General features: G+C 63.6%; 25 protein-coding genes and 1 tRNA gene. 13 read left to right on the top strand and 13 right to left on the bottom strand.

Features of this window, described 5'->3' with window-relative positions; genetic code table 11:
* Positions 1 to 120: 120 nt before the first annotated feature.
* Together FJ934_RS14310 and FJ934_RS14305 are read right to left on the bottom strand one after the other, a co-directional pair.
* Complete coding sequence (locus tag FJ934_RS14310; protein WP_140610257.1) at positions 121 to 2,166, bottom strand: hypothetical protein; 2,046 nt, start codon at positions 2,164 to 2,166, stop codon at positions 121 to 123.
* Positions 2,167 to 2,666: 500 nt separating this feature from the next.
* Positions 2,667 to 2,741, bottom strand: a tRNA-Gly gene (locus tag FJ934_RS14305).
* A gap of 213 nt (positions 2,742 to 2,954) precedes the next feature.
* Here FJ934_RS14305 and FJ934_RS14300 point away from each other — a divergent pair.
* The 4 genes from FJ934_RS14300 to FJ934_RS14285 all read left to right on the top strand — a co-directional run bounded on the left by FJ934_RS14300 (position 2,955) and on the right by FJ934_RS14285 (position 5,697).
* Entirely contained in the window at positions 2,955 to 3,452 is a 498-nt protein-coding gene (locus tag FJ934_RS14300) for a prolyl-tRNA synthetase associated domain-containing protein (protein WP_140610256.1), read from the top strand.
* An 84-nt stretch (positions 3,453 to 3,536) separates the two neighbouring features.
* Positions 3,537 to 4,538: a thioredoxin gene (trxA, locus tag FJ934_RS14295; protein ID WP_140610255.1), complete on the top strand. Its 1,002-nt coding sequence runs from the start codon at positions 3,537 to 3,539 to the stop codon at positions 4,536 to 4,538.
* A 205-nt stretch (positions 4,539 to 4,743) separates the two neighbouring features.
* Entirely contained in the window at positions 4,744 to 5,415 is a 672-nt protein-coding gene (locus FJ934_RS14290) for an LON peptidase substrate-binding domain-containing protein (protein WP_140610254.1), read from the top strand.
* A 33-nt stretch (positions 5,416 to 5,448) separates the two neighbouring features.
* Positions 5,449 to 5,697, top strand: a complete 249-nt coding sequence (locus tag FJ934_RS14285) for a Trm112 family protein (RefSeq protein ID WP_140610253.1) — start codon at positions 5,449 to 5,451, stop codon at positions 5,695 to 5,697.
* Positions 5,698 to 5,940: 243 nt separating this feature from the next.
* On the opposite strand, the gene FJ934_RS14280 is transcribed toward FJ934_RS14285, so the two are convergent.
* From FJ934_RS14280 to FJ934_RS28385, 3 genes are read right to left on the bottom strand one after another with little or no spacing between them, the layout of a single operon-like run.
* On the bottom strand, positions 5,941 to 9,285 hold the full coding sequence (locus tag FJ934_RS14280) for an error-prone DNA polymerase (RefSeq protein WP_140610252.1): 3,345 nt from the start codon (positions 9,283 to 9,285) through the stop codon (positions 5,941 to 5,943).
* On the bottom strand, positions 9,282 to 10,760 hold the full coding sequence (locus tag FJ934_RS14275) for a DUF6504 family protein (RefSeq protein WP_140610251.1): 1,479 nt from the start codon (positions 10,758 to 10,760) through the stop codon (positions 9,282 to 9,284). The genes FJ934_RS14280 and FJ934_RS14275 overlap by 4 nt, the downstream gene beginning before the upstream one ends.
* The gene (locus FJ934_RS28385) at positions 10,702 to 11,745 is read right to left on the bottom strand and encodes a hypothetical protein (protein ID WP_140610250.1); all 1,044 of its coding nucleotides are present in this window, start codon (positions 11,743 to 11,745) and stop codon (positions 10,702 to 10,704) included. The genes FJ934_RS14275 and FJ934_RS28385 overlap by 59 nt, the downstream gene beginning before the upstream one ends.
* 182 nt (positions 11,746 to 11,927) lie before the next feature.
* Here FJ934_RS28385 and FJ934_RS14265 point away from each other — a divergent pair, with 182 nt between their 5' ends.
* Positions 11,928 to 12,350, top strand: coding sequence for a metallopeptidase family protein (locus FJ934_RS14265; protein WP_140610249.1), 423 nt, complete (start codon positions 11,928 to 11,930; stop codon positions 12,348 to 12,350).
* Positions 12,351 to 12,511: 161 nt separating this feature from the next.
* Here FJ934_RS14265 and FJ934_RS28765 read toward each other — a convergent pair whose 3' ends face one another.
* From FJ934_RS28765 to FJ934_RS14250, 3 genes are all read right to left on the bottom strand, one after another.
* Positions 12,512 to 12,643: a GIY-YIG nuclease family protein gene (locus FJ934_RS28765; protein ID WP_348642486.1), complete on the bottom strand. Its 132-nt coding sequence runs from the start codon at positions 12,641 to 12,643 to the stop codon at positions 12,512 to 12,514.
* A 159-nt stretch (positions 12,644 to 12,802) separates the two neighbouring features.
* Positions 12,803 to 13,009, bottom strand: a complete 207-nt coding sequence (locus FJ934_RS14255; protein ID WP_027145959.1) for a DUF1737 domain-containing protein — start codon at positions 13,007 to 13,009, stop codon at positions 12,803 to 12,805.
* Positions 13,006 to 13,941, bottom strand: a complete 936-nt coding sequence (locus FJ934_RS14250; RefSeq protein ID WP_140610248.1) for a CoA ester lyase — start codon at positions 13,939 to 13,941, stop codon at positions 13,006 to 13,008. The genes FJ934_RS14255 and FJ934_RS14250 overlap by 4 nt, the downstream gene beginning before the upstream one ends.
* 295 nt (positions 13,942 to 14,236) lie before the next feature.
* On the opposite strand from FJ934_RS14250, the gene FJ934_RS14245 reads away from it, so the two are divergent.
* The 4 genes from FJ934_RS14245 to FJ934_RS14230 are packed head-to-tail and all read left to right on the top strand — an operon-like array spanning position 14,237 to position 18,269.
* Positions 14,237 to 14,776, top strand: a complete 540-nt coding sequence (locus tag FJ934_RS14245) for a DUF4153 domain-containing protein (protein ID WP_348642485.1) — start codon at positions 14,237 to 14,239, stop codon at positions 14,774 to 14,776.
* Between the two features lie 3 nt (positions 14,777 to 14,779).
* On the top strand, positions 14,780 to 15,472 hold the full coding sequence (locus FJ934_RS14240) for a response regulator transcription factor (RefSeq protein ID WP_140610247.1): 693 nt from the start codon (positions 14,780 to 14,782) through the stop codon (positions 15,470 to 15,472).
* On the top strand, positions 15,463 to 17,064 hold the full coding sequence (locus FJ934_RS14235; RefSeq protein WP_140610246.1) for an ATP-binding protein: 1,602 nt from the start codon (positions 15,463 to 15,465) through the stop codon (positions 17,062 to 17,064). Before FJ934_RS14240 ends, FJ934_RS14235 begins: the two co-directional genes overlap by 10 nt.
* A gap of 38 nt (positions 17,065 to 17,102) precedes the next feature.
* Positions 17,103 to 18,269, top strand: a complete 1,167-nt coding sequence (locus FJ934_RS14230) for an FAD-binding oxidoreductase (RefSeq protein WP_140610245.1) — start codon at positions 17,103 to 17,105, stop codon at positions 18,267 to 18,269.
* A 259-nt stretch (positions 18,270 to 18,528) separates the two neighbouring features.
* Here FJ934_RS14230 and FJ934_RS14225 read toward each other — a convergent pair whose 3' ends face one another.
* From FJ934_RS14225 to FJ934_RS14205, 5 genes are all read right to left on the bottom strand, one after another.
* Positions 18,529 to 19,275 carry a DUF72 domain-containing protein gene (locus tag FJ934_RS14225; protein ID WP_140610244.1) on the bottom strand — a complete coding sequence of 249 codons (747 nt, stop codon included), beginning with the start codon at positions 19,273 to 19,275 and terminating at the stop codon, positions 18,529 to 18,531.
* Positions 19,276 to 19,342: 67 nt separating this feature from the next.
* Positions 19,343 to 19,831, bottom strand: coding sequence for an SRPBCC domain-containing protein (locus FJ934_RS14220; RefSeq protein ID WP_140610243.1), 489 nt, complete (start codon positions 19,829 to 19,831; stop codon positions 19,343 to 19,345).
* Between the two features lie 35 nt (positions 19,832 to 19,866).
* Entirely contained in the window at positions 19,867 to 20,313 is a 447-nt protein-coding gene (locus FJ934_RS14215) for an SRPBCC family protein (RefSeq protein ID WP_140610242.1), read from the bottom strand.
* The gene (locus tag FJ934_RS14210) at positions 20,310 to 20,624 is read right to left on the bottom strand and encodes a metalloregulator ArsR/SmtB family transcription factor (RefSeq protein ID WP_140610280.1); all 315 of its coding nucleotides are present in this window, start codon (positions 20,622 to 20,624) and stop codon (positions 20,310 to 20,312) included. Before FJ934_RS14210 ends, FJ934_RS14215 begins: the two co-directional genes overlap by 4 nt.
* A 90-nt stretch (positions 20,625 to 20,714) precedes the next feature.
* Positions 20,715 to 21,140, bottom strand: coding sequence for a GNAT family N-acetyltransferase (locus FJ934_RS14205; protein WP_140610279.1), 426 nt, complete (start codon positions 21,138 to 21,140; stop codon positions 20,715 to 20,717).
* A 150-nt stretch (positions 21,141 to 21,290) separates the two neighbouring features.
* On the opposite strand from FJ934_RS14205, the gene leuD reads away from it, so the two are divergent.
* From leuD to FJ934_RS14180, 4 genes are all read left to right on the top strand, one after another.
* Complete coding sequence (gene leuD, locus FJ934_RS14200; RefSeq protein ID WP_140610241.1) at positions 21,291 to 21,896, top strand: 3-isopropylmalate dehydratase small subunit; 606 nt, start codon at positions 21,291 to 21,293, stop codon at positions 21,894 to 21,896.
* A 72-nt stretch (positions 21,897 to 21,968) separates the two neighbouring features.
* On the top strand, positions 21,969 to 22,898 hold the full coding sequence (locus tag FJ934_RS14195; RefSeq protein WP_140610240.1) for a hypothetical protein: 930 nt from the start codon (positions 21,969 to 21,971) through the stop codon (positions 22,896 to 22,898).
* A gap of 1,342 nt (positions 22,899 to 24,240) precedes the next feature.
* The gene (locus tag FJ934_RS14185; RefSeq protein ID WP_140610238.1) at positions 24,241 to 24,624 is read left to right on the top strand and encodes a RidA family protein; all 384 of its coding nucleotides are present in this window, start codon (positions 24,241 to 24,243) and stop codon (positions 24,622 to 24,624) included.
* An 11-nt stretch (positions 24,625 to 24,635) separates the two neighbouring features.
* Positions 24,636 to 24,986 (top strand): VOC family protein, encoded by a 351-nt coding sequence (locus FJ934_RS14180; protein WP_140610237.1) that lies wholly within the window; start codon positions 24,636 to 24,638, stop codon positions 24,984 to 24,986.
* Positions 24,987 to 25,021: the final 35 nt, after the last annotated feature.

The raw sequence follows: 25,021 nt of genomic DNA, 5'->3' as shown, positions 1-25,021 counted from the left end.
CACTCGCGGCGCAAGAGCGGGCGAGCGGCGCCGGATTGTACGTGCCGGCGGAAGCGCAAAAACGCCAAGGCTACCTACTGGCCTTGGCGTTTCGACTTCTGACGGTTTTACACCGATTGGTTAGTCTGCGGTCTGAGAGAGGGGCTCATCGCCTTCTAGTTCCCATTCATCCGTAACATCCATGATCGGCTCGTCATCAAGACTTTTTGCTTCTTCCACCAGACGACGGGCATCGGCGTTTGCACCATTGGCCCGACGATGCGTCACACTCCACAGGACGAGCTCATCATCGATCTGGGTCAGTTCTTCACGCCATGCCGCACAGGCACGCTGATCAACACCCTTCGTTTCGACAAGCGCACGCCCGTCATCTCCCTCGACACTTCTTAGATTGTCGAAAGCTTCGGTCAATGCCGTGATCGCATTAGCCATGGCGCTTACGGCGTTGTGGTAGCGGTCGGTCGGCGTATCCCCGGGTCTGCGTGCCCGCGCTTTCCCGGCAGGCGGGAATTCTCCCCGCAAGTAGATGTCATTGACCATCTGGTCGCCGGCGTCGCCCTGCACCTTGATTGTACCGTCGTCAGCGACCGCCCGAATATGACGACCCTCGGCAAAATCTCTCAAGGCTTGGCCGAGCTGGTAGACGCCCTGAACGTTCTGTCGCATGGCGTCAAGGACTTCACCCGGCGTCCGCCGATCGGGCTGATCATTGTTAGCCGAGCCTCGGTCGGCATTTAGCCTGCCCGAAACAACAAGGGGATAGGCCGCGCGGACTGCAAGTTCGAGAGAAGCTGGGCCCCTCTCATCAACCGATCCATTGGCGATCGATTGATGGACCTCGGACAGTGCCGCGTTGACCAAGGTGTCAGTGTCACGGGAAGTGCTCTGCCAAACTTGGCTATGCACCGATTTTCCGAAAGCGAACCGAAGATAACGGCGCACCTGGTCTGCTTTTGAAGGGTCACCCGCGACCGCTCGAAGCACAAGCGCCGTAGCAAGGTCGTTCAGAAGCTTTGTGCCAATTCGCTTCCGCGTGGACTGGCTCGTAACGGCGACACGAATGGCAGTGCGGAAACGCTGATCGGGGTTCGTCAGCAAACCAACAATTTCGGCTGCCCGAATCGCTGGATCATCCGAGAGGTGGGCAGCGCGCGCCTCTGCTCTCGTGCAAGAGCCGGCGTAGTAGGCATGCTGAATGCTAGTTATCAAACTCCGACGATGCAATTCATCGAGAACTTCATCGGCAAGAGATTCATTTTCTGGACCTTCCCCCCAAGGGGTCGGGGGGTCGACATGGCGCAGCGCGACGATCGACTTAACCGCTGTTGGAAACCCTGTAGTCCCTGAGTGATAGGGTACAAATCCAACCAAGATCAAAGCAGGAATGCGCTCGCACCTCAGCGTGTCGAGGGTCTGTTTGTCAGCTCCGCGCTCATACTCTTCGTTGAGTTTACGGATGTGGCCCCGGAATTTTGTATCCTGGTCATCGTATGGCACGTCGGACGATCGAATGCCGAGTATCTCATGTGTGGCCGTTACGCGGGACGACCCGTCCACAGTAGTGAGCGTCGTAACCGGTTCTATGCCGTCATCATGGTTATATGTCATCGCGACCAGATAGACGGATTCCATGACGCCCTGGGAAGCAATCGAATCCTTCCAGTTGTTGTTTGCGAGCACATATCCTGCCGCCTGCTGAGAGGCCCAATGCAGATGCTCACGGCTCTCAATTTGGACCGCCAGCTCAGCGATCTCGGGACCCACACCTGATGGGGTGCGGGGCTCTGGCACCGGCCGGAACTTTGAATCCTCAGCACCTTTCCCAGGTTCAACTGCGAAGGGGTGCCGACGAGACGGGAGCGTGCGTGGGTTGCGGGCATCTGGCATGATCCGGCGAGCCCACACCGCAGTTCGAATCCCAAGCAGGGTTCCGCCAGGCACGGCGATGGATTCAACAGTCGGGTCAGCAGTATCATTGATGGACTTTCGTACCGCAGCCGGATCCACAACAGCGTTCGAGATAGCTGCTGCCGCCGCTTCGGACAGGCCGAATGCCTCTTGCAGTTTTTCTGCAAGGGTTTGGCGGGCCTTTGCGTGCGCGTACTCAGGAAGTTTTTCCGCAGGACGCGGGAGAACGGTATATTCTTTTGTGCTAGTGATGTTCATCTTAATGGTCCTTGGCTAGGCGATCGAGACTGAACTCGTCAAAAACCCGATCGCAACACGAGGTTGACGATCCGAGGTGCCAAGGACACTAGGTCCGTGCGCATCCTCCTTCCGCTTACCAGGAAAATCCCGGCGTCACCGAAGGCGGCAACAAGACTGAAACGTCTTCCCAAGGCGTACGAAACATATCGGGCCATGCCTGAGTTGTTTCGCGTAACCGCCCTCCAACACGATCGAAGGAGGTGGACGACGCGCATTCCTGCGTCGCGGTGTTCCGGAGATAGCGCAGATTTGAACTATTATCAATCCCCAGCATGCCTTTGCGCGAAGTTCGGATTTCACGCCGCGTCGAATCCGCAAACTGATAACCGCGAACCGGTAACCGCGCGGTGACCACGACCTTCCGCAGCCTGAAGTCGCCGCGATCTCTGGCCGGCCCAAAATGCGAAAAAGCCGCGGCGAACCGCGGCTTTTCGATGCTTGATTCCCTGGAAGGAAACTGGAGCGGGTGAAGCGATTCGAACGCTCGACCCCAACCTTGGCAAGGTTGTGCTCTACCCCTGAGCTACACCCGCTCACACGGCCCTTGGCCGCAAGCCGGGCCTATATGGCTGAAGAGCGCGGCGATTGCAACAGGGAAATCGCAGCCTTTTTTGACGCAACGTGGTGATGCCGGCGAGACTTGCCGGCAAAGGGTCGATTTGTGCGCCCTGGCGCGCGGTGGTCTTGTGTCGGGCGCCTCATTGGCCGTAAACGGCATGGCTGGAAACCAGCCGAAGAAGAACCCAATGCCAAAGACCGAAGCCGAGCTTCTTGCCTTTCTCGCCGAACTCGGCATCGCCGTTTCGACGAGACGCCACCCGCCGCTCTACACCGTCGCCGATTCGCAGGCACTGCGCGGCGAGATCACCGGCGGCCACACGAAAAACCTGTTCCTGAAGGACAAGAAGGATAATTTCTTCCTCGTCACCGTCGGCGAGGACGCCGTCGTCGATCTCAAGCAGATCCATCAATTGATAGGCGCCGCCAGCCGTGTTTCCTTCGGCAAGCCGGAGATGCTGATGGAGCTGCTCGGCGTCACGCCGGGCGCGGTCACCGTCTTCGGCGTCATCAACGATACGGCAAACAAGGTCAGGCTGGTGCTCGACAAGGATTTGATGGACCATGCCGTCATCAACGCGCATCCGCTGACCAATGAGGCGACGACATCGATCGCGGCGGCCGATCTCATCAGATTCGTCGAGGCAACCGGGCATGATGCTGCTATCTTGAAAGTCTCGGCATGATCGCCACATGGATGGCGAAACCGACTTCCAATTGAAGACATTGCGCCGGCCCGCTGTTCGGCGGCGCACCGAAAGGGTGACGAGATGAGCGACAACAATCGGTTTGGCGGATCATTCGGCAGCAATGGCGGCCAGTATGCCACCACGGTGCAGTATGGCGGAACCGAACCCGCGCGCGCCAACGCCGCGCTTGGGGAGGCGGTCCCTGTAACCGGCGACATTATCAAGGACACGACGACCGCGGCCTTCGCGGCCGACGTCATCCAGGAATCGCGCCGCCAGCCGGTGCTGATCGATTTCTGGGCGCCGTGGTGTGGGCCCTGCAAGCAGCTGACGCCGCAGCTGGAAAAGGCGGTCAAGGCGGCCGGCGGCAAGGTCAAGCTGGTCAAGATGAACATCGACGATCATCCCTCGATCGCCGGCCAGCTCGGCATCCAGTCGATTCCGGCGGTCATCGCCTTCAAGGACGGTCAGCCGGTCGACGGCTTCATGGGCGCCATCCCCGAAAGCCAGATCGTTCAGTTCATCGACAAGGTCGGCGGCAAGGGCAATGGCGCGCCGGCCGTGGCCGAGGCGATTGCCGCGGCGACCGAGGCGCGCGACGCCGGCGATATGCAGGCCGCCGCCGACATCTATGACGCCATCCTGGCGCAGGCGCCCGAGACCATCGAGGCGATCGCCGGACTGGGCGAGATCCTGTTCGGGGCTGGCGACAGCGAAGGCGCCGAGGCGCTGCTGGCAACCGCACCCGAGGCCAAGAAGGACGCGCCGGCGCTTGCCGCGCTGCGCGCCAAGATGGCGCTCGCCGCACAGGCGGCGGAACTGGGCAACCCGGCCGAGTTCGAGCGCCGGCTGGCCGACAATCCCAACGACCATCAGGCGCGCTTCGACCTGGCCATGATCCAGAACGCGCGAGGCGAGCGCACGGCGGCGGCGGACAATCTCCTGGCCATCATCAAGGCCGACCGCACGTGGAACGAGGACGGCGCCAAGGCGCAATTGCTGCGTTTCTTCGAAGCCTGGGGCATGACCGACGAGGCGACGCTGGCCGCCCGGCGCAAATTGTCGTCGCTGCTGTTTTCCTGAGCCCGAGGCCGTTTCGTCGCACGGGCTTGCGGGCGGCGCCGACTGCGCCAGATTAGAAAGCTGGCTTCGGCGGGCCGATGGCCCTGGCAGGCAAAGGCGGATCGGGCGTGAACGCGCACTATGTCTTTGTTTTTATGCATGTCGTTCTCCCAAAACCGAGGTCACTTTTGGGCGACATGCGTTGTGAAGCGATCGGAGGAATGAGGTGCAAGCGGGAAACGCGCATTACCGGCTCGCCAAGGATCTGCCGTCAGCGATCCCGATCTTTCCGATCGAGGGAGCGCTCTTGCTGCCCGGCGGCCGCATGCCGCTCAACATCTTCGAGCCACGCTATCTGCAGATGGTGGATCAGGCGGTGGCCGGCTCGCGGCTCATCGGCATCATCCAGCCCAGTCTCGACGGCGCGCTGCGCGAGGATGGCGAGCCGGAGCTGTGCAATGTCGGCTGCGCCGGCCGCATCATCGCCTTTTCCGAGACCGGTGATGGCCGCTACCTGATCTCGCTGCAGGGCGTGTGCCGGTTCCGCATCGGCCAGGAGCTGACTGTCAAGACGCCGTTTCGCCAGGTCAAGCCAGCGCCATTCCTGGCCGATCTTGGTGACGACCAGGCGGCGAACGAGATCGATCGGCCGGCGCTGCTCAAGGCGTTTCGCGCCTATCTGCAAGCCAATGATCTCGAGGCCGACTGGGAAAGCGTCAGCCGCGCCGAAAACGCCATGCTGGTCAATGCGCTGTCGATGATGGCGCCTTACGGGCCGGCCGAGAAACAGGCGCTGCTCGAGGCCGCTGACCTGAAGACAAGGGCCGAGACGCTGATCGCCATCACCGAAATGGCGCTGGCGCGCGAGAACGAGGATTTTGGCTCGAGCCTGCAATGAGATGGGTCGGCAGTTGGTTGAGGGGAGGCCGTGATGGCGGCGGATGGACGTGACGGAAGGAAGGTCAGTGTCGACCCGAAGCTGCTGGAGCTTCTGGCATGCCCGCTGACCAAGGGGCCGCTGGCCTGGGATCCGGAGCGGGGTGAACTGGTCTCGCGGGTCGCCAAGCTCGCCTATCCGGTACGCGACGGCATCCCGATCATGCTGCCCTCGGAAGCGCGGACGTTGTCGGCGGAGGACGTTTTGCCCGTAACGCCGCCGCGGCTGAGCGGGCCGAGCTGAGTGGCGCAGAAGCACTCCTTTTCGTCGTCATTCCAGGGCGAAGCAGCCGCGAAGGGCGTGGCGAAGACCCTGGAATCCATGCCGCGACACAGGTGACATGTGAAGCGGGCCAAAGCCGGGTGCCTTTCCTCTCGGGAAGCCATGCTGGACCGTGGCATTCTTTACCAGACGTCACGGCATGGATCCTCGGGTCTCCGCGACGTCGCTTCGCTCCTGCTCCGCCCGTGGATGACGAAGGTAAGGCTACTGAAAATTACGCCCCTTGGGCATGACCCTTTCCGCTTCTTCCGACAGCGTTGCCAGGTCCTGGCCGACCGGCGCGTTCCGTCGTGCGGGTTGGCTGGAGCGCCCCGGACCTTCCCCGGAGGCGTGTCGTGTGGCAGGCGGGCCGGCCGCGCTGACCTTCTCCAGCAGGACGGTCAGCCAGGGTGTCAGATCCTCGATCTTTTCCGCGACGATATGGATGACACCGGATTCCGACTGCAATTTCCCGCTGACCTTCACGAACCGCGCGCCCATGACGATAGGGCGGAAGCGGGTAAAGGTTCTCTCCCAGAAAATGACATTGGCGACAGCCTTGTCGTCTTCCAGCGTCAGGAAGATCGCATTGCCCTTGCCGGGGCGCTGGCGCACCAGCACCAGACCGGCAACCGAAACCCGCCTGCCGTCGCGCACGGAAGGCAGGTTGGCGTTGGGGATGATGCCGGCCCGGTCGAGCCGCTCGCGCAGGAAGGCGACCGGATGCGCCTTTAGCGACAGGCCGAGCGAGCGGTAGTCGTGGATGACATGCTCGCCGAGCGGCATTTTGGGCAGCTTCGTCTCGGGTTCCAGTTCGCGCAGGCGCAGCGCCGGCTGGTCGAACAGCGGCAGCTTTTCGGCCGCACTCTTGCCGTCGAGCGCACGCACCTGCCAAAGCGCGGCACGGCGGTCGAGGCCGAGCGAACGGAAGGCATCGGCCTGCGCCAGCCTCTCGATCTCGCCGACATCGAGGCCGGAGCGCAGCCAAACGTCCCGGACGGTTTCGTAGCCTGCACCGCGCCGCGCGACGAAAGCCTCCATGCGTTCCTGGGAAAGTCCCTTGATCTGCCGGAAGCCGAGCCGCACCGCATGATCCGTCTGGACGACACCGCGCATTTCGGCATGGCGCGGCAGGATGCGGGCCGGATCGAAAGGCGCCTTTTCGAGGATGCAGTCCCAGACGGAATAATTGACGTCGACCTCGCGGATATCGACGCCATGGTCGCGCGCGTCGCGCACCAGCTGCGCCGGCTGGTAGAACCCCATCGGCTGCGAGTTCAGGATCGCGGCGCAGAACACGTCGGGATAGAAGGTCTTGAACCAGCATGAGGCATAGACGAGGAGCGCAAAGGAGGCGGCATGGCTTTCGGGAAAGCCATATTCGCCAAAACCCTCGATCTGCTTGAAGCAGCGCTCGGCGAACTCCTTTTCGTAGCCCCTGCCCGTCATGCCGTCGATCATCTGCTGGCGATAGTTGCCGATGGTGCCGGTGCGCTTGAAAGTGGCCATGGCGCGGCGCAGTTCGTCGGCCTTGCCTGGCTTGAAGCCACCGGCGACGATGGCGATCTTCATCGCCTGCTCCTGGAACAACGGCACGCCGAGTGTCTTGCCGAGGATCTCTTTCAGTTCCGGCTTGGGATACTCGGGTTTTTCCTTCTCCTGCCGACGGCGCAGATAGGGATGGACCATGTCGCCCTGGATCGGACCGGGCCGCACGATCGCCACTTCGATGACCAGATCATAGAAAGTGCGTGGCCTGAGCCGAGGCAGCATCGACATCTGCGCGCGCGATTCGATTTGGAAAACGCCGAGTGTGTCGGCACGGCAGATCATGTCGTAGACGCGAGGATCCTCCTTGGCGATTGTATCCAGGGTCAATGGCCTGTCGAACTCGTCCCTGACACCGTAATGAGTCTCAAGCAGGGTGAAGGCACGCTGCAGGCAGGTCAGCATACCGAGCGCCAGAATATCGACCTTGAGGATCTTCACCGCGTCGAGGTCGTCCTTGTCCCATTCGACCATCTTGCGTTCGTCCATCGCCGTCTTGATGATGGGCACGATCTCGTCGAGCCGGTCCCTGGTGATGACGAAACCGCCGACATGCTGCGAGAGATGGCGGGGAAAGCCCATGATCTCGTTGGCGCGCTCCATCACGTGCCGCGATACGGGATCGCTGCGGTCGAGCCCCCCGGCCCGGGCTTCCTTCTCGCCAAGCTCGGATGTCGACCAGCCCCAGATCGAGCCGGACAGGGACGCCCGGACATCCTCCGACAGGCCCATTGCCTTGGAGACTTCGCGCAGTGCCGAGCGGCCGCGATAGCTGATGACGGCGGCGGCGAGCGCGGTGCGCTTGGCGCTGTATTTCGAATAGATGTACTGCATGACCTCTTCGCGCCGCTCATGCTCGAAGTCGACGTCGATGTCGGGCGGCTCGTTGCGCTCTTCGGAAATGAAGCGCTCGAAAAGTGTGTCGATCTTGTCCGGGCCTACCTCGGTGATGCCGATGCAGAAGCAAATGATGGAATTGGCGGCGGAGCCGCGTCCCTGGCAGAGGATGTTCTGGCTACGGGCGAATTTTATGATGTCATAGACGGTCAGGAAGTAGCGCGCGTAGTTCAGGCGTTCGATGAGGGCGAGTTCTTCCTCGATGCGTTTTATGACGCTGGCGGGGACGCCGCCGGGGAAGCGCCTGGCCGCACCTTCCCGCGCCAGCCTTTCCAGCTCGGCCTGCGGACCGAGGCCAGATTCCGTCGGCTCGTCGGGGTAATTGTATTGGAGGTCGCTGAGCGAGAAGGTGAGTTCTTCCTCGAACCGCAGCGTCTCGGCCAGCGCCCGCGGATGCCTGCGGAACAGGCGGGCCATTTCCAGCGGCGGCTTGAGGTGGCGTTCGGCATTGGCGGTGAGTTCCAGCCCGACTTCAGCCACCGGCGTGTTGAGGCGGATCGCGGTCAGCACGTCCTGCAGCGGGCGGCGTTCGGCCGTGTGGTAAAGGACGTCGTTGGTCGCCATCAGCGGGATGCCGGCAGCCTCGGCAAACGCCGCCGCCTGCTCGATCCGGAAATGGTCATTGCCGGCATAACAGGGCGAGACGCCAAGGCGCAGGGCTCCGCCGAAACGGTCCTTGAGCTGGCGGAGCAAAGCGAGGCTGTCTTCCGCGCCCGCCGTCAGATCCGGCAGCACCGCCAGCGACATCCGGTCTCCCCATTCGAGCAGGTCGCCGCGCTGGAGAAGGGTGGCGCCCTTCTCGGTCTCGTCGCGCAGATTGGCTTGGGTGAGCATGCGGCACAGATGGCCCCAGCCCGTGCGGTCCCTGGGATAGGCGAGAATGTCGGGCGTGCCGTCGCCAAAGACCAGCCGGCAGCCGGGGTGATAGGAGAGCTTTTCGACCTTGGCCTGCTGCCAGGCGCGCACCACGCCGGCCACCGTGTTGCGGTCGGCAAGCCCGATCGCCGGAAAGCCCAGGAGCTTGGCCGCGACCACCAGCTCCTCTGGCTTGGAGGCGCCGCGCAGGAAGGAGAAATTCGACTGGATGCCGAACTCGGCATAGGGGATGATGGTCAGTGCGTTCATGCGAAGACCCCGTGCATGAACCAGCGCGGCGGGATCTGGGAGACGCTGCCGTAAAGGCCCTGACGGTAGAGCCAGTAGCGGCGGCCGTCGGCATCCTCGATGCGGAAATAGTCGCGGGTCGATGCCGCTGCGTCGCCTGGCGCCTCGCGCCACCATTCGGCGGCGATGCGCTCCGGACCTTCGGCACGCGTCACCCGGTAGAGCGCGCGGCGCCAGCGGAAGTGCCGCGGCGGCCCCTCCGGCATTTCGGTGGCCGGCACCTCTATGGGCTCGGGCGCGCGGAACAGCCGGATCGGCCGCTCCGGCGGGAAAATGGTCATCGGCGCCTGCATCCTGTCCGGCTTCCTCGGCGGCGTGGTCCGGCGCGGCGCTTCGGTGAAAGGAATGATGGCTACGGCGCGTTCCGGCAGATGGCTTTCGACAGCGACGGGCCGCAGGATCGCGCCCTCGCCCAGCCGGGCGCGGATGCGGTCGGCGAACAGCGCGATATCGGCGCCGTCATCGGTTGTCTCGCCCGTCAGATCGGCCTGCGGCATCTCGAAAGCGGCGGCGGCCAACACCGAAAGCCGCACCAGGTCGAAGCCATAGCCGGCATCGATGTCCTGCTCGAGCGCGGCCAGCCTTTCATGGAACAGTTTCTGAATCAGCATGGGTTCGCGCATCGGCCGCGAGGTGCCCAAGGCGATGCGGCTGACGGCGCCGTCGACGCGGAAGAGCAGCAGCGCCAGCGAGCGAGCGCCCTCGCCGCGGCGCTCGAGATCGGTCTTCAAGGTTGTCGCCAGCAGGCCCACCAGCCGTTCGATGTCCTCGGTCAAGGTGACGGGCTCGGCGAGATGCCGTTCGACCGAAAGCGGCGCGACGGGCAGACGTGGCGAGACCGCCTCGTCGAGACGGCCAAGCGCCTGGTCGAGGCGCAAAAGCAGGGAGGCGCCGAAGCGGCGGGCAAGCGGCGCGCGCGGCGTGGCCATGACGGCGCCCGCCGTGCGCAGGCCCACACTTTCCAGGCTGGCGCGGGTTTCCGGTGCTATGCGCAATGCGGCCAGCGGCAAGGGCGCGAGCAGCGCTTCCTCCTCGCCGCCGGCAACGATGCGGTCGCCGCAGAACCGTGCCGCCGCCCAGGCCGCCCCTGGTGTCGGGGCAAGGCCGGCGCGGACATCGAAACCCTGATGGAAGAAGCGCGACAGGATGTCGTCCAGCATGGCACGTTCGCCGCCGAACAGATGGGTGCAGCCGGTGACGTCGAGAAACAGGCCGTCCGCCCCGTCCAGCGCCACCAGCGGGGTGTAGCGGTCGCACCAGTCGGCAAGGCCTTCGAGCAGGCGGCGATCGGCCTCCGGATCGGCTTCGACGATGTCGATCGACGGATGCATGGCGCGCGCATCGGCAATCCCCATGTCGCGCTTCAGGTGCAGCGCCTCAGCCCGCTCGTCGAGGGCCGAGATGCGCTGCGCGTTGCCCTGGCGATGGCTGATCACGAGCGGTGGGTGATCCGACGGGTGGGAACGCCAGGACCGCCCCAGACGCTGCCGCAGGATCCTTTCGGCCGCGAGATAGGGAAACCACAGGGACAAGATCCTCTGTCCGGTGTTGCCGGGCCCGTCTTTCTTCGCCCCATCTTTCGTCGAATACGCGTTCATCGGGGTTCCACTCCAGTGTGAATTGTCCAGGCAGGGCCGTGCGGCTCTTGCCGATGGTGATGGTGAAGGCAGGGCGGCCGATCGAACCGGCGAGCGGCCCGGCGACCGTGGCGCGCGGCAGGGCCGGCGCCGGCGAGACGATGAGGCGGACAGGTGCCGCCGTCGGTTCGGGTTCGGCCGCCTGCCGCAGCAGGAACACCGGCCGCCCGGCACTTATCGCCCTGGCATGCAGCCGCCGCGTCGCGGTCAGGTCCAGCCGCTGCGGGTTGCCGCGAATTTCGAGAATGACGGCGGCGAGCGCCGTCATCCTGGCGGCCTCCTCGGCGACCCACAGCGCATCGAGAAGCCTCGGCGCCTCGGAAAACAGCAATTGCCCGGGCTCGATGCCGAACGAGGCATGAAGCCCCCTGGCATAGGGAAAGCCCGCCTCGCGAAAGATTTCCGTGGTGCCGATCCACAGCACCGGCAGCCCTTGCGCCTGCTTGAGGATCAGGCTGGTGAGCGACAGGGCGAAGCCGGCGACAGCCCCGGCATCGCGGGTTTCCAGGCCATGGATTTCACTCAGCGCGGCTTTCGGCAGGCCGCCGCTCAGGGCGGCATCGAGGCGCTCGACACCAATGGGCAGAAAGGCATCCGGCAAGGCCGCGGCCTTGCCGCGCCGGACGATGGTGAGATCGGCGTTGGACGGGGCATCAGTGCTGGCGTCAGCCCCAAGGGGCGCCGCGACCGGCGCCTGCAGGCGCTCGGGCAGCGTTCCCTCGATCTTCGCGATCTGGCGGCGCAGGGCAAAAACAGTCTCCCGCGCCACGGCGTTCATCGCCATGACGGTCAGCTTCCACTCACAATTGTTCCTGTTATGTTCCCATAGATTCCAGAGGCGACCGGAAGAGTCAAGCAGAGTCAGAAGGAATTTATTCCTTCCAATCCGCGTGATGCGGGCGCGGCGGCCGCTCGATTTGCCTCTACCGGTGCGAAAGCCTATATGCCGGGATCAAAGGATAAAGCATGGCCCGCATCTACAAGACCCGCACCTGGCACGACCAGTTCTCGCCCTCGATGGAGGAATTGGAGTTCCTGGCGCTGGAGTCCTACGCCCATCTGCCGGAGGAATTTCGCAAGCTGACCGGCGAGATCGTCATCCAGATCGCCGAGTTCCCGACCGACGAGATCATGGACGATTTGTCGCTGGAAACGCCGTTCGACCTGCTCGGCCTGTTCGAGGGGCGCGGCATCGCCGAGCGTTGGAACCCGCAGACCGGCGAAGGCCCGAATCGCATCACGCTCTATCGCCGCGCCATGCTCGACTACTGGGCCGAAAACGAGGAAACGCTGGGCGACATCGTCACCCACGTGCTGATCCACGAGATCGGCCATCATTTCGGCCTGTCGGACGACGATATGGAGCGGATCGAGGAAGCTGCGGAGTAACCAACCAACCGGTTCCGCGAAAGAGTTCGAACCACTCGAGATTGGCTTTTTTCGATCAGTTCGATCTTCCGCTGGCGTGGCCGGCGCTTCAGCGACTTCTCACGTTGGATGACGTCCGTGATGTCGAAAAATTCTTCGGACCAGACCAACCCCGTTGTACGCTATAGCGCCTGGTGAAGCGGGAGTCCCTGTCGGGCCTTGTGCTCCGGTATGCGGCGGCCAAGATCGTTGGTAACGCCGATGTACGTCGTGTCGCCCTTCTGGCTCGCCGTTATGTAGACATAGCCGGTCATAGCTTTGGGGTAGCAAGTGTCGGCGCGCGGACAAGCGCCGTTCTGATCCGTTGCACTCTTCGGCCGAGGTCACGGCATGGATCCTAGGGTCTGCGCCGCGTCGCTTCGCTCCTTGCTTCGCCCTAGGATGACGAGGAGAGTGAGGCCCCAGGGCTTTCCCTACCAATCGCTGAGCTTGGTGTCCGGGCCGTATTCCTGGCCGTCGACATCCTTCACCACCGCCTGGCCACAGCGCATCGTCTTGGCTTTCTTGTCATAGGCGTAGGTCGGCGAGCCGAACAGGTGCCAGCCCTTGTTCAGCGCCGCCGTCACCTTGTGGCAGAAGCTGGCGTCGTCCGGGGCAGTCAGAAAGCGGTAGAGTTTCATGGTTCAGGTCCTGTCGTGAACAGCTTAGCCGGATCATGCGCCGATGGCGGCGGCGCCTTCGCCAGCAGTTTTTCGGCCTGCGCCAGATGCAGCCGCTCGACCATCCTGCCGTTCAGGGCGATCACGCCCTTGCCGGCGTTTTCGGCGAGCGCGAAGGCATCCTTCACCGCGCGCGCCTCGGCCACCGCCGCGGCGGATGGCGCAAAGGCGCGGTTCGCCGCGTCGATCTGCGCCGGATGGATCAGGGTCTTGCCGTCGAACCCCATGGCGGCGGCTTCCCCGCATTCCCGGGCGAAGGCCTCGGGGTCGCGAAAATCGTTGAACACCCCGTCAAGCATGTCGAGGCCACCGGCCCGCGCCGCCAGCAGCATCTGCATGAGCCATGGCATGAGATAGCGGCGGTCGGGCGTCGCCAGCACGCCGGTGTCCTTGATCAGATCATTCGTTCCGGCAACGAAACAAGCCAGCCGCGAGCCGGGATCGCGGCCAAGCTCGGCGATGGCGCCGAGGTTGAGCATGGCCTTGGGGGTTTCGATCATCGCCCATAGCTTCACGCTGTCGGGCGCGAAATTGTCGTCCAGCACATCGCCGACCTCGAGCACGTCGCGCGGCGTGTCGACCTTGGGCAGCAGAATGCCATCCGGCTCCGCCTTCGCCATGGCCATCAGATCGTCTGTGCCCCATTCGCTGGAAAGCGCATTGACGCGCACGATCATCTCGCGGCGCCGGCCACCGGTGCCGGCCTCCGGATGGTTGGCGAAAATACCGGCCAGCCGGTCGCGGGCGGCGGTCTTGTCGACCGGGGCGACGGCATCCTCAAGGTCGATGATGACGGCATCGCAGGAAAGCTGCTCGATCTTGGCCAGCGCCTTGTCGTTGGAGGCCGGGACGTAGAGCACCGAGCGGCGCGGGCGATAGGGTTTGGTCGTCATGATCCGATCTATGCCGGTTGCGGCTGGTCGAGGCAAGCCGCCATATGTCCTGCACGGAAACTGCACGCGATTGCCGAAAATCTCCTCGGATCCGCCCTGCCGCCTCCCGACCGACCTGCCAGACAGGCGGCATGCATAAGCCAGTCAAACTCCCGTGGTCCCTGCCTTACCGGCTGCGCAGCGAAGGCTGGTGGCTGGTCGACCCGCCACGCGCGCGGCCTGCGGCGATCCTCATTCCTTTCATCCGCAAACGCCCGCCGACAGCCCGGCTGCAAGTTCTCGGGAAGATCAGACCGTGACGCCACCGTTCACCGCCGCGCCGGGCCATGGCAGCCGCTTGGGCGTCGTCGTGCTGGCCTATTGCGGCCTCGTCTGGATGGGGCTGGTGGCGGCCGGGCTTGCCCTGATCATCGTCCGCATCGCGCTCGGAAAATCCAATGAATGGCTCTCGTCCGCCAATCTTCTGACGCTATCGGCGACGCTTTATGCCTGCTGCTTCATCGATTTCGCGGCAACGATCGCCAATTACAATGTCGACCATTCCCAAAAAATGACCGGACAAGGCATCCCCCTCGACGGCTGGTATCTGGGCTCGCTCGGTCCGGGCGCGTTTCCGGCGCTCGATCGCTTCCTCGATCATCAGGGCAGGACGGCTGGAGCCGGCGCTACACGCGAACTCGCCAGACTGCGTGGCGTCGACGAGGGATGGTACCGCAGCGCCCTGGAAAACTGGCGCGCCTGGAGTTTTCGCGACTGGCGCCTGCTCTTCTATCTCGACAGCAGGGCCTTGCCTGTGATTCCCTCCGTATCCGAACCCTTCGCGCCGGGCCGCTGATCCATGCCGCATCACATCCTCGTCGCCGACGACGACCCGCATATCCGCGAAGTGATCTGCTTCGCGCTGGAAAAGGCGGGCATGAAGACGGCTGCCGTCTCAGACGGCGCCGCCGCCCTGCAGGCGATCGAGCGGCGCCCGCCAGACCTTGTCGTGCTCGACATCGGCATGCCGGAGATGGACGGGCTGGAGGTCTGCCGCCGGCTGCGGCAGCGTTCCGATGTGCCGGTGCTGTTCCTGTCCGCGCGCGACGAAGAAATAGACCGCATCCTTGGCCTGGAGATGGGCGGTGACGACTATGTGACAAAGCCGTTCAGCCCGCGCGAGCTGGTCGCCCGCGTCAACGTCATCCTGCGCCGCGCCCGCCCGGCGGCGCCCGAACCGATCGACGACAGGCAGTTCGCCCATGGCAAGCTCGCCTTGGCGCCGGCCAGTCACAGCGCCAGCTTCGACGGCAAGCCGCTCGCCCTGACCGGCATCGAGTTCTCGATCCTGAAAGGGTTTCTGGCGCGGCCGACGCATGTGCTCGACCGCGACGCGGTGATGGCCAGTGCCTATGCCGGCAAGATCCATGTCGCCGACCGGACCGTCGACAGCCATATCCGCAACATCCGCGCCAAGCTGGCGGCGGTGGGTTGCCCCGAGGTCATCGAGACCGTGCACGGCGTCGGCTTCCGGCTCGGCCGATGCGGCTGACGGCTTCGCGCAAATGGATGGGCCGCAAATGGCGGCCGCGCCTTGCCACCGTCGTCGTTGCCATCCTGATCCTGGTGATGGCCTTGCCGCTGGTCGGCCTGTTCTTCTTCCGCCTTTATGAAAACCAGCTGATCCGCCAGACCGAGGCGGAGTTGATCGCGCAAGGGGCTGCCATCGCCGCCATCTATGCGCAGGAGGTGCGCGACGTCGGCATTCTACCGGACAAGCTCGGCGCGCCAATGCCGCAGGCTGGTGGAAGCGCGAGCCGGGACCCCAATCCCGACGGGCCATACCGGCCGGTCGAGCCGCGCCTCGATCTCGCTTCGGATTATGTGCTTCCGACCCGGCCGGCGGCTGTGCAAGCGACCGCCGATCCCGCCTTCGCCGCGATCGGCACGCGCCTGTCCGGCATTCTCGACGCCACGCAGAAAACCACATTGGCCGGCTTCCGGCTGCTCGATCCCCGGGGCGTCGTCATCGCCGGGCGTGACGAGGTCGGGCAGTCGCTGGCCGAGGTCCAGGAGGTGCGCGCCGCGCTTGACGGCCGCTATGCCAGCGCGCTCCGGCTGCGCATTTCCGACCAGCCGGCGCCGCCGCTCTATTCGGTCAGCCGCGGCACCAGGGTGCGCGTCTTCGTCGCTTTTCCCGTGGCCGTCGACGGCCACGTCGCCGGCGTGGTCTATGTCTCGCGGACGCCCAACAACATCGTCAAGCATCTCTATGGCGAGCGCGGCAAGGTGACGTTGGCGGCCATCGCCATCCTCGGCGGCACGCTGCTGATCGGCCTGGTGTTCCTGCGCACCGTCAGCCGGCCGATCTATGCGCTGATCGACCGCACCCAGCGCATCGCCGCCGGTGAGCGCGACGCGATCCGGCCGCTCGACCATCACGGCACCTATGAAATGGCCGAACTGTCGGACGCTTTCCTCGACATGGCGGAAAAACTGCAGGCGCGATCGGACAGCATCCAGACCTTCGCCACCCATGTCTCGCACGAGCTCAAATCGCCGCTGACGGCGATCCAGGGCGCGGCCGAGCTGCTGCGCGATTCCGGCTCTGCGATGGACGATGACGAGCGGCGGCGCTTCTCCGGCAACATCGTCACCGATGCCGGGCGGCTCAACCTGCTGGTCCGGCGCCTGCTCGACCTGGCGCGCGCCGAAAATCTCGCGCCCAGCGGCGAGAGCACCTCGGTCAGGTCGGCGCTGGCGCTGCTTCCCGTCGACACCAGGCTGGCGGTTCGCGTCGAGGCGGGCGGCGATCTGACCTTGCGCATATCGGCCGAGAACGCGGCAATCGTGCTAGGCAATCTCATCGACAATTCCGCAAGGCACGGCGCGACGCTGGTTTCGATCATCGCCGCAAGCGCCGGCGGCAACGCTACGGTGCTGGTCGGCGACGACGGCGCCGGCATCTCACCGAGCAACCGGGCGCGCATCTTCGAGCCGTTCTTCACCACGCGGCGTGAGTCCGGTGGCACCGGCATGGGGCTCGGCATCGTGCTGGCCCTCCTGAAAGCGCATGATGGTATGATCCGGCTGGTTGACAGCGAGCGCGGCACGCGCTTCGAGATTGTCTTGCCTGCCGCCTAGCTCCTCGATCGCGGCTCGACTCGGAAAGGGCATAAAGCGTGCGCTACGACATCGTCATCATCGGCGGGGCCATCGTCGGATCCTCGATCGCCTACTATCTGCGCGAGGAAGGGTTTTCCGGCTCGATCGCGCTGATCGAACGCGATCCGCAATTCTCCCATGCCGCGACGACGCTATCCATGGCCTCGATCCGTCAGCAATTCTCGATTCCGGAAAACATCCGCCTGTCGCAATTCACGCTGAAGCTGTTCCGGCGGCTGAAGGAGACTTTTGGTTCCGATGCCGATATCGGCTTTCGCGAGGGCGGCTATCTCATCCTTGCCGGTGAGGCGGGGCTGCCGATCCTCAAGGCCAACCATGAGGCGCAGGTCGCCGAAGGCGCCGACATCCTTTTCGAGGATGCCGACCAGCTGACGCGTCGTTTCCCCTGGCTGTCGAGCGAAGGCATCACCGCCGGCGCCTATGGCCGTTCCGGCGAGGGCTGGTTCGACGCGCATGCCATGCTGATGCTGTTTCGCAAGGCGCTGCGGGACAAGAAAATCGATTTCATCACGGCGGATGTCACCGGCATCGCGCGGCAGGGCAATCAGGTTACCGGCGTGAGCCTCGACAATGGCGAGACGCTGGAGGCCGGCATTGTCGTCAACGCCGCCGGGCCGAATGCCGGCAAGGTCGCCGCCCTTGCCGGGCTCGCGCTGCCGGTCGAGCCGCGCAAGCGCAATGTCTTCGTCTTCGAGGCGCGCGAGAAATATGCCGATATGCCGCTGCTGGTCGATCCCTCCGGCATCTATGTCAGGCCGGAAGGCTCGGTCTACCTCACCGGCGGCGCCGAGCCGGAAGAGGGCGACGGCCCCGTCGATCCCGGCGATTTCGAGGTCGACTGGCCGCTGTTCGAAGAGGTGATCTGGCCGGTGCTGGCGACCCGCATCCCGGCCTTCGAGGCGATCAAGCCGACCCGCGCCTGGGCCGGTCATTATGACTACAACACGCTCGACCAGAACGCCGTGATCGGCCCGCACCCCGAGGTGCGGAATTTCCTCTTCGCCAACGGTTTTTCCGGCCACGGCCTGCAGCAGGCGCCGGCGGTCGGCAAGGCGCTGGCCGAGCTGATCATGCATGGCGGCTACCGGACGATCGATTGCTCGGCGTTCGGATACGAGCGCGTCGCCGAAGGGCGCGCCTTCCGGGAATTGAACGTGATCTGAGGGCAATACGGGACGATCTTCGGGATTTGCCAAGACGTCTCAGGTTCTTCGTCATTCCAGGGCGGAGCAGGAGCGAAGCGACGTCGCGGAGACCCTGGAATCCATGCCGTGACTGTTGCCGTGGGCTCCAACGGCGCAGAATGAAAAGGCGCACCGATCGGCGCGCATTGCCGGTAAAAATTCTGCACCGCCGTGAAATTCCAACGTCGCGGCATGGATCCTGAGGTCTGCGCCGCGTCGCTTTGCTCCTTGCTTTGCTCTAGCATGGCGACGCTGGACAGATCATCTCGTCGACAGCGATGGCATTGCCAAGGGCATGCCCTTGGGCTGTGTTGTCGAAAATACACCAGACTTCCGCCCCGGAAGCGGCTGCTTCATCAATCTGCCGGCTGATCCGGTCGAGGCTCTCGGCATCGTAGTCCGAATAATAGACACGCGGCACGCCGTGCCAGCGGAAATAGGCAAGGCCCGACCATCCGCCAGGCACCGCGGCTTCCGGCACAGAGGCCGGGTCGGCGGCGACGCGCGCGACATGACAGGCGGCCAGAAGCGCTTCCGCCTCGGCATCGAACCAGCTGGGATGGCGCGGCTCGCAGGTCAGCCTGACCTCGGTCCGGCTGCGCAGCAGGTCAAAAAAACCCTGCGCGATGTCCGCCTCGAACGGAAGGCTCGGCGGCAACTGGACCAGAAGCACACTCAATTTCTCGCCGAGACCTTCGACCTGTTCGAGAAAGCTTTCCAGGGGATCGTCGCAACCGACAAGGCGGCGCTCATGCGTAACGGCCTTGGGTGTCTTGACGGCAAAGCGAAAATCCCCGGGCACCGAACGCGCCCAGCGTTCATAGGTCTCGCGACGGTGCGGCTTGTAGAAGGAGGTGTCGATTTCGACGATGGGCAGCCGCGTGGCATAGCGTTCGAGACGGGAACCGGACTGCGGGAAATCATCCTTGTATGGCGTGGAAATCCCCCAGCCTGCCGTGCCTATGAACGTTCTGCGGTTTGTCATGCCTGGTGATGTGGCTCGACTGACGTGAAGGTCAAGGCAGAACCGTATCGCTGCGGCGCGCGCTATTTTAAGCAGCCGCACGCCCTTGCGAGTCAAAATATCCCGCCAGCCAGGTGAGCACCCGCGCCCAGCCATCAGCATGCTCGGCGGCGGCTTCCGCCAAGCCGGCGAAACCGCCGTGGCAAATGGTGAGCCGCGTGCCGGCGGCGACAGGTTGCAGCAGCCAGGCGACCTTGGTTTCCCGCCGGCCAAGCGTTGGATGGTCCCATGCGTAAGCTCGCGTCTGCACGATTCGGCGCGGCGCTTCGATCTCGAGGATATGGCCGCCGGCCGGCAGGCTTCTGCCGTCGGCGGTTCTGACCGTCACGCTCCAGCGGCCGCCGACGCGGAGATCGGCCGACCAGTCGACCATCCGGTACGTGTCGGCGGATCCCCACCACAGTTCGACTTGATCGGTGCTCAGCGCACGGAAGACGCGCTCTGGCGAAGCACTGAGGTCGACAGTGGCGAAGACGGTGTCGCCATTGGTCATGGCATGCAGGGTGGGGAGATGCATCGCTGTCTCCATGGCATGTTTCGCTCCCGGAATGATCACCCTTTCGATGGCGGGGGCTCAAAACCCTTGCCGGTCTCGAGCAGGCTCTTGAGGCTGGCCAGCACCAGCGGCCACCCCTTGGCGACATTCCCGATCAGTCTGTGTGGCCCGTCTGCTTCATGGGTGACGGCAAGCTTCATCAACTCGCCGTCCTGCTCGATGGTGAAGGTGCAGCGCGTGTAGCCGTCTTCCTTCACCTCTGGCATCCATTCATTGCGCCATTTGATGACGAGGCGCCGCGGCGGGTCGATCTCGAGGATCTCGCCGCTGTCGGCGACGCGTCCGTCGGGAAAGATGAGCTTCCAGCTGGAGCCGACTTTCCAATCGCTCTCCTGATAGGAGCAGAGGAAGAACTGCCGGTTGAATTCCGGGTCGGTCAGCGCTTCCCAGAGCTTTTCGGGCGTGGTGCGGATGTAGGTCACGTAAACGAAGGCGTTGCTCATGGTTCGTCCCTTTCAAGGCGTTTCTTCAAGTCGCTGAGGGCGGTCAGCCGTCCCCGCTCGAATTTGCCGATCCAGCGTTCGGCGATCTCGTTGATCGGAACCGGGTTGAGGTAATGCTCCTTCTCACGCCCCTTGCGGATGGCGGTGACGAGGTTTGCTTCTTCCAGGATCGCCAGATGCTTGGTCACCGCCTGGCGTGTCATGTCCATCTCCGCGCACAGCGCGTTCAGCGTCTGCCCGTTCCTGGCATGGAGGCTGTCAAGCAATTGCCGGCGTGTCGAGTCGGCCAGGGCGCGAAAGACGGCATCCATGCTCATGGCTTTAATATGCAACCATTTGGTTGCATGTCAAGTGGCAAGATCGTGCGTCTTGCCGGCAGGATGCGGTCACAGGAGCAAAAATCAGCGTTCGCGGGAAAACCAGAAGGCGTCGGGCATGCGCTTCATGCCGATGCGCTCATAGAAACCGGCGGCATCGGGCACGGAGACCAGGCTGATGGCGACGGAAGGGCCGAGCTGCCGCCGCGCCTCGTCGATCAGGCCCTTGCCGACGCCAAGCCCCTGTGCTGCCTGCGAGACGGCGAGATCGGAGATGTAGCAGACCCAGGAAAAGTCCGTCATGGCCCTGATAATGCCGATCAGCGGCTTGCCTTCGATGTCGAGGCGCGCGGTCAGCACCAGATTGGCACCGGACAGCATTGCTTGCAGCCTGGCGGTATCGTCGACGGGACGGATTTCGCCCAAGCCTGAGTCCACCAGCACGCGGCGGAATTCGCCGACACCGAGCGCGGTTTCACGTGCGTAAAGGACGTGCGAGCTTTCCGACATCGCGTCAGAGTGCACCATCGTGGCATGGATTCGAAGCCGTTTTTGCTCGACCCCGGTGCCGGCGTACAAACAGTTGCCTTTTATTTGGCCGCGGCTTTGTGTAAACCGGCCTCAGAAAAATCCCCCGCAACGAAAACACGGGCAAAAGCCATGGAAAAATTCACCAAGCTCACCGGCGTCGCCGCCCCCATGCCGATCGTCAATGTCGACACCGACATGATCATCCCGAAGGATTATCTCAAGACGATCAAGCGCACCGGGCTTGGCACCGGCCTGTTCGCCGAAATGCGCTACAATGACGACGGTTCGGAAAACCCGGATTTCGTGCTCAACAAGCCGGCCTACCGCAAGGCACAGATCCTCGTCGCCGGCGACAATTTCGGCTGCGGCTCGAGCCGCGAGCATGCGCCGTGGGCGCTGCTCGATTTCGGCATCCGGTGCGTCATCTCGACCTCGTTCGCCGACATCTTCTACAACAACTGCTTCAAGAACGGCGTGCTGCCGATCACCGTCAGCCCCGAGGACCTGGAGAAGCTAATGGATGACGCCTCGCGCGGCTCCAACGCCACCCTGTCGATCGACCTCGAAGCCAAGGAAATCCGGGGTCCCGATGGCGGCGTGGTCAAGTTCGATCTCGACGAATTCAAGCGGCACTGCATGCTTAACGGCCTCGACGATATCGGCTTGACCATGGAGAAGGCCGGCGCCATCGCCTCGTTCGAGAAGCGCAACGCCGAACAGCGCCCCTGGGCCTGAGCGGCATCGCCCGCAACGGATAGGCCCGGCCTTTCCAGGCCGGGTTGGCGGCGACTGAAGGGAGGGACAGTCATGACACGTTCGCTTCTTGCCGGCGCTTGCGGCCTGGCCTTGTTGCTGGCGTCGGCCAGCAGCCTGTTCGCGCAGACACAGACGCCCGCCGCGCAGCCGGCACCGGCCACGGATCAGCCGGCCGTCGGCCAGGGAACGAACGCCGCCGACGCTACCGACGACGACAAGCAGGCGCCGGTGCCGTTCGAGGGCGGCCAACTGACCATCACCCAGAAGGAACAGTATGGCGAGAAGGTGCTGGCTTTCGACGGCAAGGAGCTCGCCAGCAACTACGACGTCTTCTTCGACAAGATCGTCAAGATCGGCGATGTCAACGTCGCGCTGGTGGATGTCGGCGACGGCGGCAATCAATGCGGCCCGGCCAAGGTTATCGTCTGGAAGCCGAAAGACGGCGAAATCCAGACCGCCACGGTCGAGCAGGACCAATGCGGCGCGCCGCCGGCAGCGGTCTCCGACAACGCCATCTATTTTGTTCCCTACCTGTTGCCCGGGGATGAGAAGCCGGCGCTGCAGTGGTCGCCGACATCAGGGCTGACCACATCGGGCAATCTGACCTACATGCCGGAACCCGGCACCGACTGGAAAGATATCGACCCGTCGAAATACGACAACATCATCGACGCCTTCCACAATGAGGCCGTCTACAAGGAAGCCGAAAAGCTGCTGGGTAAGGATATGTCCGACATGGCGACCAGCCTGCTGGTCGGTGGCGGCACGGAAAAGACCGCTTCGGGCGCCTTCTACGCCAGCGGCTGCGTACCGCATGATTGCGGCGGCAATGACGGCTTCATGGCGGTCGACCCCGCCAAGCACAAGCTCTACTTCGCCCGCCGCGGCGACAATGGCCAGCCGAACGCATGGCCAGCGGTGACGACATGGCCTGCCGACGTGAAGGAAGCGCTGGACAAAGCGCTGGGCTCGCCGAATTAGATTTTCGACGTCATGCTCGGGCTTGACCCGAGGATCCATGCCGTGATCGCGATCACAGGGCGCAGCGGGGTAGAATTCTGAACGGCGGCAACGCCTTGATGTCACGGCATGGATCCTATGGTCTACGCTGCGTCGCTTCGCTCCTTGCCTCGCCATAGGATGACGATGCGGGGGATGCTCTGGCCAATCTCCGAGGTTGCGTATCGCCCCATGGTGACAACAGTCCGACCGGCTTGGCCCATGGCCGATCAGCGTCTTGCCTGCAAGATGACTTGAACAATCCGCGAGGTTCCTCATGCGTAAACTCACTGGACAAAGCGCTGGGGTCGGCGAATTGGATTTCGCTACTCCACGTTCGTCATCCTCGGGCTTGACCCGAGGATCCATGCCGTGATCGCTATCACAGGCGCAGCGGACTAGAATTCTGCACCGCGGCAACGCCTTGATGTCACGGCATGGATCCTATGGTCTGCGCCGCGTCGCTTCGCTCCTTGCTTCGCCATAGGATGACGAGGCGAGGGATGCTCTGGCCAATCTCCGAGGTTGCGTATCGCCTTATGGTGACAACAGTCCGCCTCGGCTTGGCCCATGGCCGGATCGGCCTCTTGCCTGCAAGATGACCTGAACAATCCGCGAGGTTCCTTATGCGTAAATTCACTGAACAAAGCGCTGGGCTCGGCGAATTGGATTTCGCTACTCCACGTTCGTCATCCTCGGGCTTGACCCGAGGATCCATGCCGTGATCGCGATCACAGGCGCAGCGGACTAGAATTCTGAACGGCGGCAACGCCTTGATGTCACGGCATGGACCCTATGGTCTGCGCCGCGTCGCTCCGCTCCTTGCTTCGCCATAGGATGACGATGTGAGGGATGCTCTGGCCAATCTCCGAGGTTGCGTATCGCCCCATGGTGACAACAGTCCGACTGGCTTGGCCCATGGCCGGATCGGCCTCTTGCCTGCAAAATGACCGGAACAAACCCGCGAGATCCCCATGCGTAGACTCACTGGACAGAGCGCTGGGGTCGGCGAATTGGATTTCGCTACTCCAATTTCGTCATCCTCGGGCTTGACCCGAGGATCCATGCCGTGATCGCGATCACAGGGCGCAGCGGGGTAGAATTCTGAACGGCGGCAACGCCTTGATGTCACGGCATGGATCCTATGGTCTACGCTGCGTCGCTTCGCTCCTTGCTTCGCCACAGGATGACGATGCGGGGGATGCTCTGGCCAATCTCCGAGGTTGCATATCGCCACATGGTGACAACAGTCCGACCGGCTTGGCCCATGGCCGGCTCGGCCTCTTGCCTGCAAAATGACCTGAATAATCCTGCGGAGTCCCCCATGCGTAAACTCATCTCCACCGGTTCGCCTTTCGAAAAGACCGCGGGCTATTCGCGCGCCGTGGTGCAGGGCGACTGGTGCTTCGTCTCCGGGACGACCGGCTACGACTATGCCAGCATGACCATGCCGGAAACGGTCGAGGCGCAGACGCGCAACTGCCTGGCGACGATCGGCAAGGCATTGAACGACGGCGGCTTCGACATGGGCGATGTGGTGCGGGCGCATTACTACATCACCGACCAGGCGTTCGTGGACGTGGTCTTCCCCATCCTCGGCGAGACCTTCGGCGACATCCGGCCGGCGGCGACGATGATCGTCTGCCAGCTCAACAAGCCGGAAATGAAGATCGAGATCGAAGTGACGGCGCTGAGACGGACGGCATAGGGGCCGGAGCGATGGCGGTCCGGCGCATCGTAACCAACATCGCTACAAAGGACATCGCGGCGGCGAAGCGCTTCTATCATGACGTGCTCGGCCTCGATCTGCTCATGGACATGGGCTGGATCGCCACCTACGGCTCCGAGGAGCGGATGGATGTGCAGGTGAGCTTCATGGCGCAAGGCGGATCCGGCACGCCGGTGCCGGACCTGTCGATCGAGGTGGACGATGTGGACGCCGCGCTTGCCGACATGAAGAAGGCTGGTTTTGTCATCGAATACGGCCCGGCCGACGAGCCCTGGGGCGTGCGGCGTTTCTATGTGCGCGATCCATTCGGCAGGCTGGTGAATATCCTTTCGCATCGGTAGGCGGCCACGAGTTCTTGCGAAACGCCGGCGGGACA

The organism is Mesorhizobium sp. B2-4-12, assembly GCF_006441575.1.
Taxonomy (GTDB): Bacteria; Pseudomonadota; Alphaproteobacteria; order Rhizobiales; family Rhizobiaceae; genus Mesorhizobium.
This window is presented reverse-complemented; position numbering and strand designations above follow the sequence as displayed.